At 48.3% G+C, this 15,053-nt stretch carries 13 protein-coding genes and 1 pseudogene; 12 read left to right on the forward strand and 2 right to left on the reverse strand.

Annotated elements, in window-relative coordinates:
* From VIP81_RS28460 to VIP81_RS28470, 3 genes are all read left to right on the forward strand, one after another.
* The coding region (locus tag VIP81_RS28460; protein ID WP_331969607.1) for a helix-turn-helix domain-containing protein at positions 1 to 462 on the forward strand (462 nt) is incomplete at its 5' end.
* A 63-nt stretch (positions 463 to 525) separates the two neighbouring features.
* Entirely contained in the window at positions 526 to 1,728 is a 1,203-nt protein-coding gene (locus VIP81_RS28465; protein ID WP_331969610.1) for an MFS transporter, read from the forward strand.
* Positions 1,725 to 3,149, forward strand: coding sequence for an amidohydrolase family protein (locus VIP81_RS28470; protein ID WP_331969613.1), 1,425 nt, complete (start codon positions 1,725 to 1,727; stop codon positions 3,147 to 3,149). Before VIP81_RS28465 ends, VIP81_RS28470 begins: the two co-directional genes overlap by 4 nt.
* A 206-nt stretch (positions 3,150 to 3,355) precedes the next feature.
* On the opposite strand, the gene lepB is transcribed toward VIP81_RS28470, so the two are convergent.
* On the reverse strand, positions 3,356 to 4,543 hold the full coding sequence (gene lepB, locus VIP81_RS28475) for a signal peptidase I (protein ID WP_331969616.1): 1,188 nt from the start codon (positions 4,541 to 4,543) through the stop codon (positions 3,356 to 3,358).
* 334 nt (positions 4,544 to 4,877) lie between these two features.
* On the opposite strand from lepB, the gene VIP81_RS28480 reads away from it, so the two are divergent.
* The 3 genes from VIP81_RS28480 to VIP81_RS28490 all read left to right on the forward strand — a co-directional run bounded on the left by VIP81_RS28480 (position 4,878) and on the right by VIP81_RS28490 (position 7,875).
* A complete protein-coding gene (locus VIP81_RS28480) occupies positions 4,878 to 5,855 on the forward strand; it encodes a sugar phosphate isomerase/epimerase (protein ID WP_331969619.1) in 978 nt (325 codons plus the stop codon).
* 233 nt (positions 5,856 to 6,088) lie between these two features.
* Positions 6,089 to 7,306: a tetratricopeptide repeat protein gene (locus VIP81_RS28485; RefSeq protein WP_331969622.1), complete on the forward strand. Its 1,218-nt coding sequence runs from the start codon at positions 6,089 to 6,091 to the stop codon at positions 7,304 to 7,306.
* Positions 7,307 to 7,449: 143 nt separating this feature from the next.
* Positions 7,450 to 7,875, forward strand: a complete 426-nt coding sequence (locus VIP81_RS28490) for a phosphate-starvation-inducible PsiE family protein (protein WP_331969625.1) — start codon at positions 7,450 to 7,452, stop codon at positions 7,873 to 7,875.
* Between the two features lie 8 nt (positions 7,876 to 7,883).
* On the opposite strand, the gene VIP81_RS28495 is transcribed toward VIP81_RS28490, so the two are convergent.
* Positions 7,884 to 8,555, reverse strand: coding sequence for an ankyrin repeat domain-containing protein (locus VIP81_RS28495; RefSeq protein WP_331969628.1), 672 nt, complete (start codon positions 8,553 to 8,555; stop codon positions 7,884 to 7,886).
* 150 nt (positions 8,556 to 8,705) lie between these two features.
* On the opposite strand from VIP81_RS28495, the gene VIP81_RS28500 reads away from it, so the two are divergent.
* From VIP81_RS28500 to VIP81_RS28525, 6 genes and pseudogenes are all read left to right on the forward strand, one after another.
* On the forward strand, positions 8,706 to 9,341 hold the full coding sequence (locus VIP81_RS28500) for a (2Fe-2S)-binding protein (RefSeq protein WP_331969631.1): 636 nt from the start codon (positions 8,706 to 8,708) through the stop codon (positions 9,339 to 9,341).
* Positions 9,338 to 10,315 (forward strand): xanthine dehydrogenase family protein subunit M, encoded by a 978-nt coding sequence (locus tag VIP81_RS28505; protein WP_331969634.1) that lies wholly within the window; start codon positions 9,338 to 9,340, stop codon positions 10,313 to 10,315. Before VIP81_RS28500 ends, VIP81_RS28505 begins: the two co-directional genes overlap by 4 nt.
* Positions 10,312 to 12,519, forward strand: coding sequence for a xanthine dehydrogenase family protein molybdopterin-binding subunit (locus VIP81_RS28510; RefSeq protein ID WP_331969637.1), 2,208 nt, complete (start codon positions 10,312 to 10,314; stop codon positions 12,517 to 12,519). Before VIP81_RS28505 ends, VIP81_RS28510 begins: the two co-directional genes overlap by 4 nt.
* 18 nt (positions 12,520 to 12,537) lie before the next feature.
* The gene (locus tag VIP81_RS28515) at positions 12,538 to 13,692 is read left to right on the forward strand and encodes an XdhC family protein (RefSeq protein WP_331969640.1); all 1,155 of its coding nucleotides are present in this window, start codon (positions 12,538 to 12,540) and stop codon (positions 13,690 to 13,692) included.
* A complete protein-coding gene (locus tag VIP81_RS28520; protein ID WP_331969643.1) occupies positions 13,692 to 14,285 on the forward strand; it encodes a nucleotidyltransferase family protein in 594 nt (197 codons plus the stop codon). Before VIP81_RS28515 ends, VIP81_RS28520 begins: the two co-directional genes overlap by 1 nt.
* Before the next feature lie 491 nt (positions 14,286 to 14,776).
* A pseudogene (locus tag VIP81_RS28525) lies at positions 14,777 to 15,053 on the forward strand (hypothetical protein); the annotation flags it as partial.

Consider the following 15,053-nt stretch of genomic DNA (forward strand, 5'->3'; position numbering starts at 1 on the left):
CGGCAATATGAACAACTCATTCACGAAGTACAACTCATAGCAAAAGAAACGGCGGCCAATATCATTCAACACCGCCTGCAAATTGTGCTGCTGTTACTGCAACGCTGGTATGCTGCCACACACCCCGAAGAAGTAGCTGCCGCCACCAACCACCTCATCAACCGCTTCCTCGGACTGCTGGAAAAGCATTATGCACAATATCATGAAGTAAGCTACTACGCCGGCCAGCTGCATGTTACCGCCAGCTATCTGAACCAGGTATGTAAAAAAGAATCCGGCAAAACTGCCGGAGAATATATCCGCGAACGCCTGCTGCTGGAAGCCAAACGGATGCTCACCCTCACCGACATGGATGTAAAGGAAGCCGCCTACACGCTGGGCTTTAATGACACTTCCTATTTCTCCCGCTTCTTTAAAAAATATACCGCACTCACGCCACTGGATTTCCGGCGCCAGTTATAAAAAGTACCCGCACTTTTATAACCAGTACCATTTTCGAGGGAACGGCCGGGGTACCTTTGCGGCATGGAGCAGGTGATCATGAAAAAAGCCCGGGAAACGGGCCATACGGTGAATAATATGTTGGTGATGCTGATGGCCGTGACCTGCGGCCTCGTAGTAGCCAACATCTACTACAATCAGCCATTGCTGTTACAAATGGCCACTACATTTGGTGTCAATGATCAGCAAATAAGTGTGATCGCTACCATCACACAGGTGGGGTATACGCTGGGACTATTATTTATTGTACCATTGGGAGATAAAACAGAACGTAAAAAATTAATCCTCTTTAAACTGGCCGGAGCAGCGGTTTTCATGGGCATGGCCGCGATGGCCACCCACTACTGGACCATGGTCATTGCCAGTTTGCTGATTGGATTTTTTTCTGCCGTACCACAACTGCTGTTACCGATGGCGGCCACCCTGGCACCAGATGCCACCCGTGGCAAAATAGTAGGGAAGGTAATGAGTGGGCTGCTGGTAGGTATCCTCTTATCCAGAACCCTGAGCGGCTTTGTGGGCGCACATTTCGGATGGCAGGCCGTATTTTTTTCCGGCAGCTTTGCCATGGTGATATTATGGATCGTGCTGGCATGGAAGCTGCCAGAAAATCCACCTTCCTTCGAAGGCAGCTATGGTAGCCTGATGCGCTCCCTCGGCACCCTCACAAAAGAATTGCCTCCGCTGCGACAGGCAGCATTCACGGGCTTCTTCATGTTCGGCGCCTTTAGCATTTTCTGGACCACACTGGTATTTTTGCTGGAAGGAGCCCCCTTCTATTATAAAAGCGATATGGTAGGATTATTTGGTCTCATAGGTACCTGCGGCGCGCTGGCAGCGCCACTCGCCGGCAAATCGGCCGATACCAAAGGACCACAGTTTGCCATCCGGCTGGGCATCATCGGTGCCTTGCTGGCATTTGTGATCATGGGCTTTTCCGCTGGCTCATTGACAGGCTTAATTATCGGCGTCATCCTGTTAGATATTGGCATGCAGATCACACATATTTCCAATCAGTCGAAAGTATTTGCCCTACGGCCACAGGCACGTAGCCGGCTCAATACCATCTATATTTCCAGCGCCTTCGCCGGCGGATCTATTGGCTCGCTCCTCGGCGCACAAGCCTGGAACTACTGGCAATGGACGGGCGTCACCATTCTTGGCGCCGTATTCATCATCAGCGCCGCTATCATTAATCTAAAAAAACAGCCCATCACATCTATATGAAAAAAATCTGGCTCTCTTCCCTGGCTATCTTTTGCGGTATCACTGCATTCAGTCAGCAAAAAAAAGCGGACCTCCTGATTAAGTCCGTTCGCATCATTGATATAAAAACCGGCAAGATCACCGCCCATCAGGCCATTGCGGTACGCAACGACAGTATCATACAGATCATGGATAACCAGCAGGCAAAACAATACAAAGCCACCCAAACAGTGGATGCCAGCGGTAAATACGCCATGCCCGGCCTGTGGGATATGCACATGCACTTCGGCGGCGGCGATACCCTGAGCGAAGAAAATAAAAACTTCCTCCCTTTGTATCTCGCTAACGGCATCACTACTATCCGCGACTGTTCTGCAGATATCAGTCAGGACGTATTACAATGGCGCGATGAAGTAAACAAAGGACAGCTCCAGGGACCTACTATCTTCACGTCCGGTCCTAAACTGGAAGGGTATAAATCTGTCTGGCTGAACGACCTGGAAATAGGCACTTCGGCAGAATTGCAACAGGCATTCGATTCTCTCCAAAAACTGAAAGTAGATTTCGTAAAAATTACAGAGAACACTATTAAACCAGAGATCTACCTGGAAGCATTACACGAAGCCAGGAAAAGAGGCATGCGCATCTCCGGTCACGTACCCTATGTACTTACCATGAAACAGGTAGTGGACGCCGGTCTTTGCTCAGTAGAACACCTTACCTATGCATGGAAATCCGGTGTAAAAGATGATGCAGCATTATCCCGCGCCATCGCCAGCGGCGAAATAAAAGGAGCCGCCATCAATCAATATATTCTGCAAAATTTTGATACCGCTGCAGCCATGAAAACCTACCGCTATATGGCGGAGAAAGGCACCTACCTCACACCCACACTCACACTTGGTCAGGTAATGGCTTACTTCGATCAGGACAATCACGCCAACGATCCCTATCTGCAATACATCGGAAAAGGACTGCAACGCACCTACCTGTGGCGAATAAAAAGAATCGCAGCAGATGATAGCGCGGCTATTGCACGCCGCAAAATGATCTACGAAACTTCCTCTTCCATTCTTCCCCTGCTGCAAAAAGCAGGCGTGAAATTAATGGCAGGAACAGATGCCGGATATCTGAACTCTTTCGATTTCCCGGGCATCGGCTTACACCAGGAATTGGCGCTGATGGTGAAGTTTGGATTAACACCTTTGCAGGCATTACAGGCATCGGTGATCAACTCGCCCGCCTACCTGCACCAAACCAATTATGGCGCTATTGCCGCCGGCAAAAAAGCTGATATCCTATTGCTGGATGCCAATCCCGTAGCGGATATCCACAACACGCAGAAAATTAATGCACTCGTGGTAAAAGGTAAACTGCTCGACAGAGCAGCCCTGGATCAGCTGCTACAGGAAGTAAGAGAAAAGACAGCACTCACTAAATAATGCAGCGGAGTTTGTCTTACTCAGGATTATACTGATTTAGATGATTTTCCAGATTTTTACTTTTTTGATTTTGTAAGATTTAAAAGATGAGCGAAGACAAATACGGATATCCGCATTTGTCTTCGCTCATCTTTTTTAATCCTGTAAAAACAAAATCGGGAAAATCATCTAAATCAGTATAATCCTGAGTAAGACAAAAAATCGCTTTACCTAATCGCTGAAAACAACCTCCCCCACCTGATCCGGTTCTTATGATAGCTCAACCAGATGATCGACGCTTTCCCTACAATATGATCTTCCGGAACAAAGCCCCAGAAGCGCGAGTCCGTAGATTCATTGCGGTTATCTCCCATCATCCAGTAATAATTTAATTTAAAAGTATAGGTACTGGTTTCCTGCCCGTTGATATAAATTTTATTACCGTCTGTTTTCAGGGTATTGTGTTCATAGGTAACGATAATACGTTTGTAGAATGGTAAAGTAAGGGTATCCAGTTTCACGGTTGCGCCCTTCTTAGGAATGTATAACGGACCAAAACAATCCTCGTTCCACTCGTAATGTTTCTCATCGAATGGAAATACGCGGGAGTCGGCAAAGGCATCATAGGTTTTACGTGTCACGATAGCCCCCATGCTGAGTAGTGTATCCACATTGGCGGTGGTAAGATTGTAAATAAATCTCGTGGAATCGATGGTAGGTCTGGAAATATGATCTGTTCCCAACTGTTCCAGCAAGCCGCTGTCGATAGGCAGATGATTGGGCATGGTCACAAAGTACCGTGCTTCAAAATGACGGGGTACCCGACCCGGCTCACCATTAATATATACAATACCGTCAATGATCTGCAAAGTATCACCACTTACGGCGATACATCGTTTAATCCAGTTTTCTCTTTTATCGACCGGCCTTGTCACCACCGGCGAATAATTTTTGCGAACATATTCATACCCCAGCGAGCGAACCAGTGAATAGTAATCTTCATCTTCCCCCGCCACGTTTTTCACCACACTATCGCCACAAGGATAATTAAATACAATCACATCATTCCGCTGTACGCTGCTGAAACCTGGCAGTCTCTTATAAGGCCATTCTATAGCCGTAGAAAAAGGCTGTATATTTTTCGTAAAAGGAAGGGTATGATGCGTAAAAGGCCATGCCAGCGGTGTATTAGGGATACGGGGGCCATAGCTGATTTTGCTGACAAAAATAAAATCATTCACCAACAGGGTTTTCTCCATCGAAGCACTCGGGATAACAAACGCTTCGAAAATGAAAGTACGGATAAGGGTAGCAGCAACCACCGCAAAAAGAGCCGCTTCTATCCATTCCCTTACTTTAGATTTCTTCCGGACGCCTTCTTCTGCCTGACTTACATTGCTGAAAAAAAAACTCATTTGGACGCGGTTTTGGATAAGTAACTACTAAACAATTTAATTAATTAAACCCACATCTTTTCAAAATTTATATAAACGAAAACGGCTGCTGTCATGATGCAGTGCGGATCTTACCAAAATCGCCACAGACAAACATTATAAGCAAAATAAGGGATCATCACGTATACGCGGGTACGTTAGGAAGCTGATGTTATTCCGACTTTTTCCGCAAAAAAGTATATATACGATATGGGCTTTTTAAAAAATTTCAGCAAGATAAAATCGTTTTATTAAATTGCTTAGCATAACTGCTTGCCCGGTTATACATTTATCCACGTTAAAAAACGAGACGCACATGCATACTTCAAGACGTTCATTCATTCAGCAAACAGGACTCATGGCTGCTGGCATGATGTTACCCGGCAGCATCTTCGCTATGACCGGCAATAAAGCACTTCCTAAAAAAATAGGCTTACAACTATATACCCTCCGGGAGGAGCTGGCCAAAGACGCCAAAGGTACGCTGGCGAAAGTAGCCGGCATTGGCTATAATGAAGTAGAAACCTTTTATGGCTACCAGGGCGCAGCCGATAAAGGCGAATTCTGGGGATTAAAACCCAACGCACTCAGTGCCCTCCTGAAACAATACCATCTTACCACGCCCAGCGGACATTATCAGCTGAACGATTACCTGACCCGTGGCAATGGTAATGCGGATGCCCTGCAACCGCAAATTGAACTGGCCGCTGCACTCGGTCAGCAATATTTCATTGTACCAGTACTGCCACTCTCCCTTTGGGATAAAAAACTGGTGGCAGATGACTACAAGTTCATGGCCGCACAACTCAATAAAGCCGGTGAAATATGTAAAAAACATCACCTCCATATCGGCTATCACAACCACTACTGGGAGTTTAAAAAACTGGCAGATACCGACAGCACCGGTTATGATATTATGCTGAAAGAAACTGATCCCACGCTCGTATCGTTCGAACTCGATCTTTTCTGGGCAGTGAAATCAGGCCGCGACCCCATCACACTCTTTAAAGAAGCCCCCGGCAGATTTGTTGCCTGGCACGTGAAAGACATGGATAAGAACAATACCACCAGTCTCACCGCCGCCGGCACAGAAAACAAAACCTCCATGGAACTGCTCTCCGGTGTCACCTTCGCCGAAGTAGGTACCGGCAGCATCGACTTCAGCAAAATATTCGCCCAGGCAAAACTCGCCGGCGTAAAACACCTGTTCGTAGAACAGGATAAAATCACCATCGATCCATTCCAGAGTGTTACCACCAGCTATAAGTACGTGAAGAATGTATTGCTGAAATAGCAAATTTTTGTCTTACTCAGGATTATACTGATTTAGATGATTTTCCGGATTTTTACTCTTTTGATTTTTTTATTAAAGAGATTAGCGAAGACAAATGTGGGTATCCGCATCATCTTCGCTAATCTCTTTAATCTTTTTTAATCCTGAAAAATAAAATCTGGAAAATCATCTAAATCAGTATAATCCTGAGTAAGACAAAAATTCGCGTAATTTCGCACGAAAGCAAGTTACATATGGCGATGCATGAAGTAGAATCATTGGTGGAGCTATCCGTTTATTGCCTGGACAAAAGTCAGGAAGAAGGACTGGATCGCAGGAGCCTCTTTTACAATCTATACAAATTACAAAACCGGTTCGACACCGGCTTTACCCATTTCCGGGTAATGGACCTGTTAATCAAACATCATTTCGTATATACCTTTCCGGTAACCGCGCACCCGGCATACAGCACCCACGCTGCATGGTTTGACGCGCTGGCCGCCAGTCAGAAATTCAGCTTCATTTACCAGCAGCCTACAGAAGTGTGGGACGAAGAAACCAACCCGGTAATTGGCTACGCCAATTATGACTTCCCAACAAAAACATATATTTTATACTGTGATGCAGGGTCTGCACTCTGGGCCAACCTGGTTTCGCAGGGTACCATTTCCGGCGACGATGCCGTGGCGCCGGTAGACATGGACATGTTTGCGATGGCACATGAAATTACAGAAATAGCCGGCGAGCAGAAAGACAAAGACCTGCTGGCGCTCTGGTATCAGCTTATTCCCTATATGGTGATGCAGGCAGAACAGGAAGGCGAAACCATCCACTACAAAGCATTGGAAGCTATCCAGGATTTAATTGTCGCCAACGATGCCATTAAAGAAGAAGGATTACCACCTGCCGATGAACTACCTGTAGGTGGTGAGCTGGGTAAATTCTGCCAGTGGTGGTATGCGCCGGCGGCAGACAAAATGAAAACCACCGCCGACCCGGAAGAAGAAATAGATCTCGAAGCCATTCCATTTACGGAAAACGTAGAAAAAAGCGCCGCCTGGTACGAACAACAGGTAGTACAAATTCTGCAGGAAGCCAACGACGCCATCAGCCGGATGGAAGACCAGGGCGCCGATGAAGCCACCCGGCAAAATATTTTCAACCGCCTCCAACAGGGACTGCAATATGCACAACAGGGACTGGACCTGTCACCCGCCGAACCCGGCCTGCTGATGAATAAAGGCTCTATTCTGCTGTTGCTGGAACAATATGAGCTGGCACTCGCCACCTATGATCAGGCACTCGCTATTGCACCGGAAAATCCATATGTGCATTTGAATCGCGCAGTACTCTTTTATCATATGGAACAAATTCCTGCGGCCATCGCTTCTTTTGAACACCTGCTCCAACTGGACCCTGGCAACGAATTTGCACAACAATGGCTCGCTCATCTGAAAGGCAATGCACAATAATTGCAAGGATATTGAAAAAGCACCCGGCATCATACTGCCGGGTGCTTTTTTTTTAAAAAAAATCTCTAAAAGATATGCAATACAGCGGATAAACTATTTGTGGTAACGTGTGTTAATTATTGAAGCCACGAAAAATCACACTAATGGATAAACTACTGCGCAATTTTGAAAAATACACCTGCTACACACTGCTGGGAATAGGGATGTTCTTTATTGTATTTCAGACCGTGGAATTGATATGGCTGACCATTACCGGATTCATGAAAAGATTCGAGGAAATCGGACTCGCCTATGCACCGGAATATGGTCGTAATATGGTCCTCCTCTTCTTCAATGTATTGCTGGCATTGGAAATCCTGGAAACAGTCAAAGTCTTTGAAAAAAGTCACGAAGTCAAAATACGCATCATACTCATGGTATGTATGATTGCCGTTAGCCGGAAAATACTGATGCTGGATATCTTCGAAGGTAATCCCATGTCAGAAATCGCACTGGCCACGCTGATCGTCGCATTAAGCTTCGGATATTATCTCATTAATAGAAAACCGCCCGCAAAACACGAAGAATAAATCACGCGTTACTTCGCACCCGCCTGCTGCAACATGGCCACGATGGCCGTATATCCCCTTTTCTTCGCATGCTGCAAGGCGGTAATACCATCCTTATCGCCAATGTTCACATCCGCGCCCGCAGCAATCAACATCTTCACCACCTGCTGATGGGTAGCACCTCCCTGACCTAATATCACGGCTTCCAGCAAGGCCGTCCACCCGAGGCGGTTAATATGATTCAAAGGAAAATTTTTATCCGCCAGTATCAGGGAGATGACGTCAATATGTCCACGCTCACAAGCCGGTATCAGCGCAGAGCCACCATAACGGTTGTACACCTTGTAATCAGCGCCGGCAGCCATACACATTTTCAGGATGTCCGCATATCCTTCCGCGCCCGCATACAGAAAAGGAGAGTCCTGCATGTTATCCTGCGCATTCACATTGGCCCCTGCTGATATCAATACCTGCGCTGCCGCTGCCTGATGATGGTAAGTGGCTACCATCAATGGCGTACGCCCATCCGCATCCCTGGTTTCCAATAATGCCCTGTCTGATAACGCACGCTGAATAGCGGCAGTATCGTTATTGGCGGCCGCTTTGAAAATATTATTTCCGGTCATGGTAACCTCTTTATTTTTTTGTGCACATGCCGTGTTGCTACACCACAGCAGGGCCAGTAAAAAGATCAGTCGCATATAATAGTTAGTTGCTGCTTACAAAAATAGGCATCCACGCCCACCAACAATGGTGCTGATCCGGGATAAAACAGGATTTATTAAAACAAATAGTTACACCAAAATACCAATATTTTTTCCTACCTTATTAGTGAAAAACTCTGATGTAAAATGTCCGCTGAAAACGACCAACAACACTCCGCTCACAAAAAGGATAGACAGGAAGCCCGTCGTGACTTTCTGAAGCAATCCTCTGCAATGATGGCGCTGGCGCTTACGCCGCCACTGGTGATGAAAGCAGCACAACACGAGGAAGCCATTGCCGGCATCTTCGAAAAGATGCCGGTAAGCATGGAGATAAATGGAAAAAAAATGCAGCTCTCCGTGGAGCCACGCACCACCCTCCTGGACCTCCTGCGCGAACAACTGGCCATGACCGGCACCAAAAAAGGCTGTGATCATGGACAATGCGGCGCTTGCACAGTACATGTAAACGGCCGCCGCATTAACGCCTGCCTCACCCTTGCTGTGATGCAGGAAGGTAAACAAATCACTACCATCGAAGGGCTCGCCAATGGCGATCAGCTGCATCCCGTGCAGGAAGCTTTCATCAAACACGACGGCTTCCAGTGTGGTTACTGCACCCCCGGACAAATCATGTCCGCTGTAGCCTGCCTCCGCGAAGGACATGCAGGCTCTCCGGAAGAAATACGTGAATTCATGAGCGGTAACATCTGCCGCTGTGGCGCATACGACAATATTGTAAATGCCATCACCGATGTAAAAAAAGGAGGGAAAACAGTATGAACCAATTCTCCTATGTAAGGCCCGCCAACCTGAAAGCCGCTATTGACGCCGTAGGGAAAGACAATGCCCGCTTCATTGCCGGTGGTACCAACCTGCTGGATCTGATGAAAAGTGGTGTGGTGATACCGGAAAAACTGGTAGACATTAACCGCCTTCCCCTGAAAGATATTCAGCTCAATGATGGCACCCTGCATATCGGCGCCCTGGTACTCAACAGTGACCTGGCCGCTCATGCACTCGTAACAACGCATCATCCGCTGCTGTCCCAGGCCCTGCTGGCAGGCGCCTCACAGCAGCTCCGCAATATGGCTACCGTGGGTGGTAACATGATGCAGCGTACCCGCTGTTCCTATTTCTACGATACCACCATGCCCTGCAATAAACGTAGTCCCAACAGCGGCTGCGGCGCTATTGGCGGCATCAACCGCATGCACGCCATTTTTGGCGCCAGCGATAGCTGCATTGCCGTGCACCCCAGCGATATGTGTGTGGCCCTCGCCGCGCTGGATGCCACCGTACTGGTCACCGGCCCCAAAGGCAACCGCCGCATCCCGTTTGCAGACTTTCACCGGCTGCCCGGCAATACACCACAACTGGATAATAACCTCGGCAAAAATGAACTGATTACCGCCGTGGAAATTCCAGCCAATGCCTTCACCAAAAATATATACTACCTGAAAGTACGTGACCGCGCTTCCTACGCATTTGCACTGGTATCCGTTGCTGCAGCACTGGATATCCGCGATGGCGTCATTCAGGGCGCCCGTCTCGCCATGGGTGGTGTAGCACATAAGCCCTGGCGCTTACCCGATGCCGAAAAAGCACTCACCGGAAAAGCACCTACGGCAGAAAATTTTCGCATGGCAGCCAACATCGCGATGCAATCTGCCAAAGCTTATAAACACAATATGTTTAAACCAGCACTGGCACTCAACAGCATTCAAACCGCCTTACAAAAAGCAGCCACCGTATGAAAAAACAACAAACAGGACAGTCCATGGACCGTGTAGATGGCCGCCTGAAAGTAACCGGCGGCGCTAAATATTTCGCAGACTATCACGTCGACGAATTACTATATGCCGCACTCGTGTGCAGCCCCATCAGCCATGGTACCATCAAAAGCATTAACGCTACCAAAGCCCTGCGCGCACCCGGTGTAGCCGATGTGGTATCTCATCTCAATGCACCAAGGGTAGCAGGTTATCAATCGTCCAAACCCGGCGAAAAAAACGGATTGCAGATCTTCAAAGATGACCGCATCTACTCCAACGGACAACCCGTAGCGATTGTAGTAGCCAATACCCTGGAACGCGCTGTACACGCCGCCACACTGGTAGAAGTGGAATACAACCAGGAAACACATTATACAGACATGAACGCCAGCATCGGCAAAGCCTTTCAGAACAGTCGTATGAAAGACTATCTCCGCGGAGAAGCCGGCGCATGGGAAAAAGCAGCCGTGACCCACAGCGCGGAATATACCATTCCTCTGGAAGTACACAACCCCATGGAATTAGCGGGCATCATCGCCCACTGGACAACACCCGACACACTCACGCTCTACGCCAAAACACAAGGCGTAAAAAGCGTACAGGAAACCATCAAAGATTTATTCCAGATACCAGAACAAAACATCACCGTACACTCGCAATTCGTTGGCGGCGGTTTTGGTATGGCCCTGCGCATCTGGCCACTGGAAGTAGCTACCATACTGGCCGCAAAAAAAATACGCAAACCGGTGAAACTCGTGATCACCCGCGACCAGATGTTTACACTGGTGGGCTATCGCCCCAATGCCACCCAGAAATTAAGTCTCGGTGCTACAGCGGAAGGTAAACTAACCGGCATCACCCACGAAGCGGTGGCCATCACTTCTCCCTACGAAGATTTTACAGAAGGCATTGTAGCCATGAGCAAGTTCATGTACGCCTGCCCCAACGTAAATACCAAATATCAGCTGGTACCGCTCAATATGAGTACACCCGTGTGGATGCGCGGCCCCGGCGAAGCTACCGGCGCCTTTGCGCTGGAATCCGGCATCGATGAACTGGCATATAAACTGAAAATGGACCCGCTCCAACTCAGGATCCTGAATCATGCCGACACCGACCCGGAAAGAAATCTTCCTTTTTCCAGTAAATATTTGAAAGAAGCATACACATTGGGGGCAGAAAAAATTGGCTGGTCTGCCAGGAACCCTGTTCCCCGCAGCACAGAAGAAAATGGCATGCTGGTTGGCTATGGCATGAGCAGTGGCACTTTCGGCGCCTACCGCGGTAAAGCTACGGTATCGGCTACACTAAAAGCAGATGGCTCCCTGATCCTGCAAAGCGCTGCCAGCGATATCGGTCCCGGCACCGCTACTGCCATGGTACAAATTGCAGCAGACGTGACCGGCATCACACCCGAAAAAATAAAGTTTATGTTGGGAGAATCTGTCTATCCGTTTGCACCGGAACAAGGCGGTTCTTCTACCGTATCTACTGTAGGCAGCGCAGTATCGGATGCCTGTAAAGAGCTGCAGCAACAACTCGCCACCATTGCCATCAGTAATATTCCGGCCTTTAAAACGGCTACACCGGAAACCATTGTTTTTGAAGATGGACAACTGATCACTGCCAATCAGGAAACAAAAATCAGTTACGAAACACTCTTACAACAGCAGCACCTGCCGGAAGTAAAAGTAATGACCACCTCTCAGGGCGGCGCCGAAAGAAAAAAATACTCCATGTATTCTTTCTCTGTTCACTTCGCCAAGGTACATGTACATCCGGATACTGGCGTGGTACGCATTCAACACATTGTTAGCGTAGCCGATGCCGGCACCATCGTAAATGCCAAAACAGCCCGCAGCCAGATGATTGGCGGCGTTGTAGGCGGCATAGGAATGGCACTAACGGAAGAGGCTATACTGGATCATCGCTTCGGAAGATTTGTAAATAATAACTTTGCGGATTATCACGTGGCCGTTAACGCAGATACTCCCCCCACCGATGTATATTTCATCAACAAAAAAGATCCTTACATTAATCCCATGGGCTCCAAAGGCATGGGAGAAATAGCTCTGATAGGCTTTGCCGCCGCCGTTTCCAATGCTGTATTCAATGCTACGGGCAAGCGCGTACGCGATTTACCCATTACACCAGACAAAGTATTGAATACCGCCGCAACTGTTTAGTACACTAAGAAAAATTACATGAAAGAACTCGAAGATATCGTGAAAGCATACCATACTGCCTGCCGGCAGGGACTGAAAACAGCACTGGCCACCGTAGTGCATGTTGAAGGCTCTGCTTACCGGCAACCCGGTGCACGTATGCTGGTAACAGAAAACGGCCAGCTCACCGGCGCCATCAGCGGTGGCTGCCTGGAAGGAGATGCCCTCCGGAAAGCACAACTGGTGATACTACAACAACAACCCATGCTGGTGACGTATGATACCAATGATGAAGACGATGCCAAACTAGGCGTAGGACTCGGCTGCAATGGCGTGATACATATACTCCTGGAACCCGTCAACAACGACGATCCACGCAACCCGGTAGCCCTGCTGCAGGAAGTAATCAGCCACCGTACACCCGCCGTACTCGTGACCCTTTTTACGCTGCACAACCGCAAAGCGCCACAACCCGGCACCTGCCTGGTACTCACCGCCAACGGACAAATGCAACATCACATTCCTGACTGTCACCTGCAAAATGCCATTACCGCAGATGCACACCTGGCACTGCAAACACAAACCACTTTCACGAAAACATACCTCTCTACCGGTAACGACTATACGGCACATACTGCCTATCTGCCCCCGGCACCTCAGTTACTGATTGCCGGCGCTGGCAACGATGTAATACCACTCGTGAAAATGGCCAACCTCCTGGGTTGGCATACCATCGTGGCAGACGGCCGCCCCGGATACGCTACCAGCAAACGCTTCCCGGATGCCACCCAACTCATTACCGCCAAACCAATACAGGTGCTATCACAGGTGCAAACCGACCAGCACACAGCGGTAGCCCTCATGACACATAATTATAATTACGATCTGGCACTGCTGGCGCAACTGCTCCCGCTGCCACTGCCCTATATCGGCGTATTAGGTCCCGCAAAAAAACTGGACCGCATGCTGGAAGAATTGACAGAGAATGGCATCGTTATTTCCAGGCAACAACGGGCACGCATATACGGACCCGCAGGACTGGACCTCGGCGCCGAAACAGCAGAAGAAATAGCACTGTCAGTGATCAGCGAAATAAAATCCGTATTGTCCGCAGCGGATGCCTCCTCTCTGCGGGAAAAAACAACCACCATCCACTCACGTGAACAACAAATCATTCTTCAACAACAACTATAATGGAAACAACCGGCATCATCATCCTGGCGGCAGGCGCCTCAAAAAGACTGGGAACACCCAAACAACAATTGCCCTTTCAGAATAAAAGCCTGTTACAAAATGTAGTACATACCGCCAGACAATCAGGCTCCATGCCAATAGTGGTCGTACTCGGCGCTTTCGCCACACAAATTAAACAACAACTGGCCACAGAAAAAGTAAACACCGTGGTCAATCCCGCCTGGCCCTCCGGCATGGGCGGCTCCATTACAACAGGCTTACAACACCTGCTGCACCTATCCCCTCACGTCAACAGCGCATTGCTGCTGCTCTGCGATCAGCCTTTCATTACCACCTCCCTGCTGGAAGAAATGTATGCGCTGAAAAGCAGTTCCGGTAAAGCCATCGTAGCCTGCTCCTACGGCAACACCATCGGCACCCCCGCCCTGTTCGACAAATCCATCTTCCCCCAACTGCTGTCCCTGACCGGACAGGAAGGAGCCAAAAAAATACTCCTGCAACATCCCGAACAAGTGGCCACCGTCGACTTCCCCCAAGGCGCAGTAGATATTGACACCAACGGCGATTATGAACAACTGCTGGCGAAAGTATAAATCGCGAACTGTTCACTATATCAATCAAGCTATTGGCATACCTGTCAGTATCCATCACCCCTGCCGGTAAACATCCTCCTACCTACTTATAAACATCCTGCACACCTCCCTGCAAACATCCTGCAGGCGGCTAAACCATTCCCTCCACTTTCATGTCCTCAAATCAAGAAATGGAAAAATAAAAAATCAGTATAATCATCATAATCAGTATAATCCTGCTCAAAGACAAAAAAAATTTTGCAGATAAAAGTATATGCTTATATTTGTCCACAAGAATGGTAGACTAATAAAAAACATACTCACCATGAACACAGATCATCAATACCGACAACCGCACCAGACAAGTGCCACCACCCAACACCAACAGGTAGCAGCATCTTATTGTTGTTGTTAACTCCCCACGCCTGCCTGCGGCCACCCCACCAATTGCCGCTATAGCATTTCCCATTTTCAACAACTGTTCTATTACTGTCAACTAAAAGCATTTCGTCATGAAAACGAACAACCAACCCTTATTCCGCCTCGACGAGGGGATAACAGCCGCGCATCTCGCGTACTTTCAAAAATATGGTATCATCCAGTTTAAAAATTTCCTGGACAAATCTGCTTTAACGCATATCCATACGGAAGTGCAGCAGGTACAGGAATTACTGCTCCGCAACAACATTCAGAAAGTCAATGGTATACCGCTGAAATTCGGTACAGACGTGGATGGCAGTCCCCTGATACAACGCATTGCATTCGCCTCGCACTACAGCAACACCTTAC

It is taken from the genome of Chitinophaga sp. (assembly GCF_036566945.1).
Classification (GTDB): domain Bacteria; phylum Bacteroidota; class Bacteroidia; order Chitinophagales; family Chitinophagaceae; genus Chitinophaga.

Excerpts from the sequence above, each read along its gene's own strand:
- VIP81_RS28465 (WP_331969610.1), top strand. The coding sequence starts at position 526 with ATGGAGCAGGTGATCATGAAAAAAGCCCGGGAAACGGGCCATACGGTG.
- VIP81_RS28470 (WP_331969613.1), top strand. The coding sequence starts at position 1,725 with ATGAAAAAAATCTGGCTCTCTTCCCTGGCTATCTTTTGCGGTATCACT.
- lepB (WP_331969616.1), bottom strand. The coding sequence starts at position 4,543 with ATGAGTTTTTTTTTCAGCAATGTAAGTCAGGCAGAAGAAGGCGTCCGG.
- VIP81_RS28480 (WP_331969619.1), top strand. The coding sequence starts at position 4,878 with ATGCATACTTCAAGACGTTCATTCATTCAGCAAACAGGACTCATGGCT.
- VIP81_RS28485 (WP_331969622.1), top strand. The coding sequence starts at position 6,089 with ATGGCGATGCATGAAGTAGAATCATTGGTGGAGCTATCCGTTTATTGC.
- VIP81_RS28490 (WP_331969625.1), top strand. The coding sequence starts at position 7,450 with ATGGATAAACTACTGCGCAATTTTGAAAAATACACCTGCTACACACTG.
- VIP81_RS28495 (WP_331969628.1), bottom strand. The coding sequence starts at position 8,555 with ATGCGACTGATCTTTTTACTGGCCCTGCTGTGGTGTAGCAACACGGCA.
- VIP81_RS28500 (WP_331969631.1), top strand. The coding sequence starts at position 8,706 with ATGTCCGCTGAAAACGACCAACAACACTCCGCTCACAAAAAGGATAGA.
- VIP81_RS28505 (WP_331969634.1), top strand. The coding sequence starts at position 9,338 with ATGAACCAATTCTCCTATGTAAGGCCCGCCAACCTGAAAGCCGCTATT.
- VIP81_RS28510 (WP_331969637.1), top strand. The coding sequence starts at position 10,312 with ATGAAAAAACAACAAACAGGACAGTCCATGGACCGTGTAGATGGCCGC.
- VIP81_RS28515 (WP_331969640.1), top strand. The coding sequence starts at position 12,538 with ATGAAAGAACTCGAAGATATCGTGAAAGCATACCATACTGCCTGCCGG.
- VIP81_RS28520 (WP_331969643.1), top strand. The coding sequence starts at position 13,692 with ATGGAAACAACCGGCATCATCATCCTGGCGGCAGGCGCCTCAAAAAGA.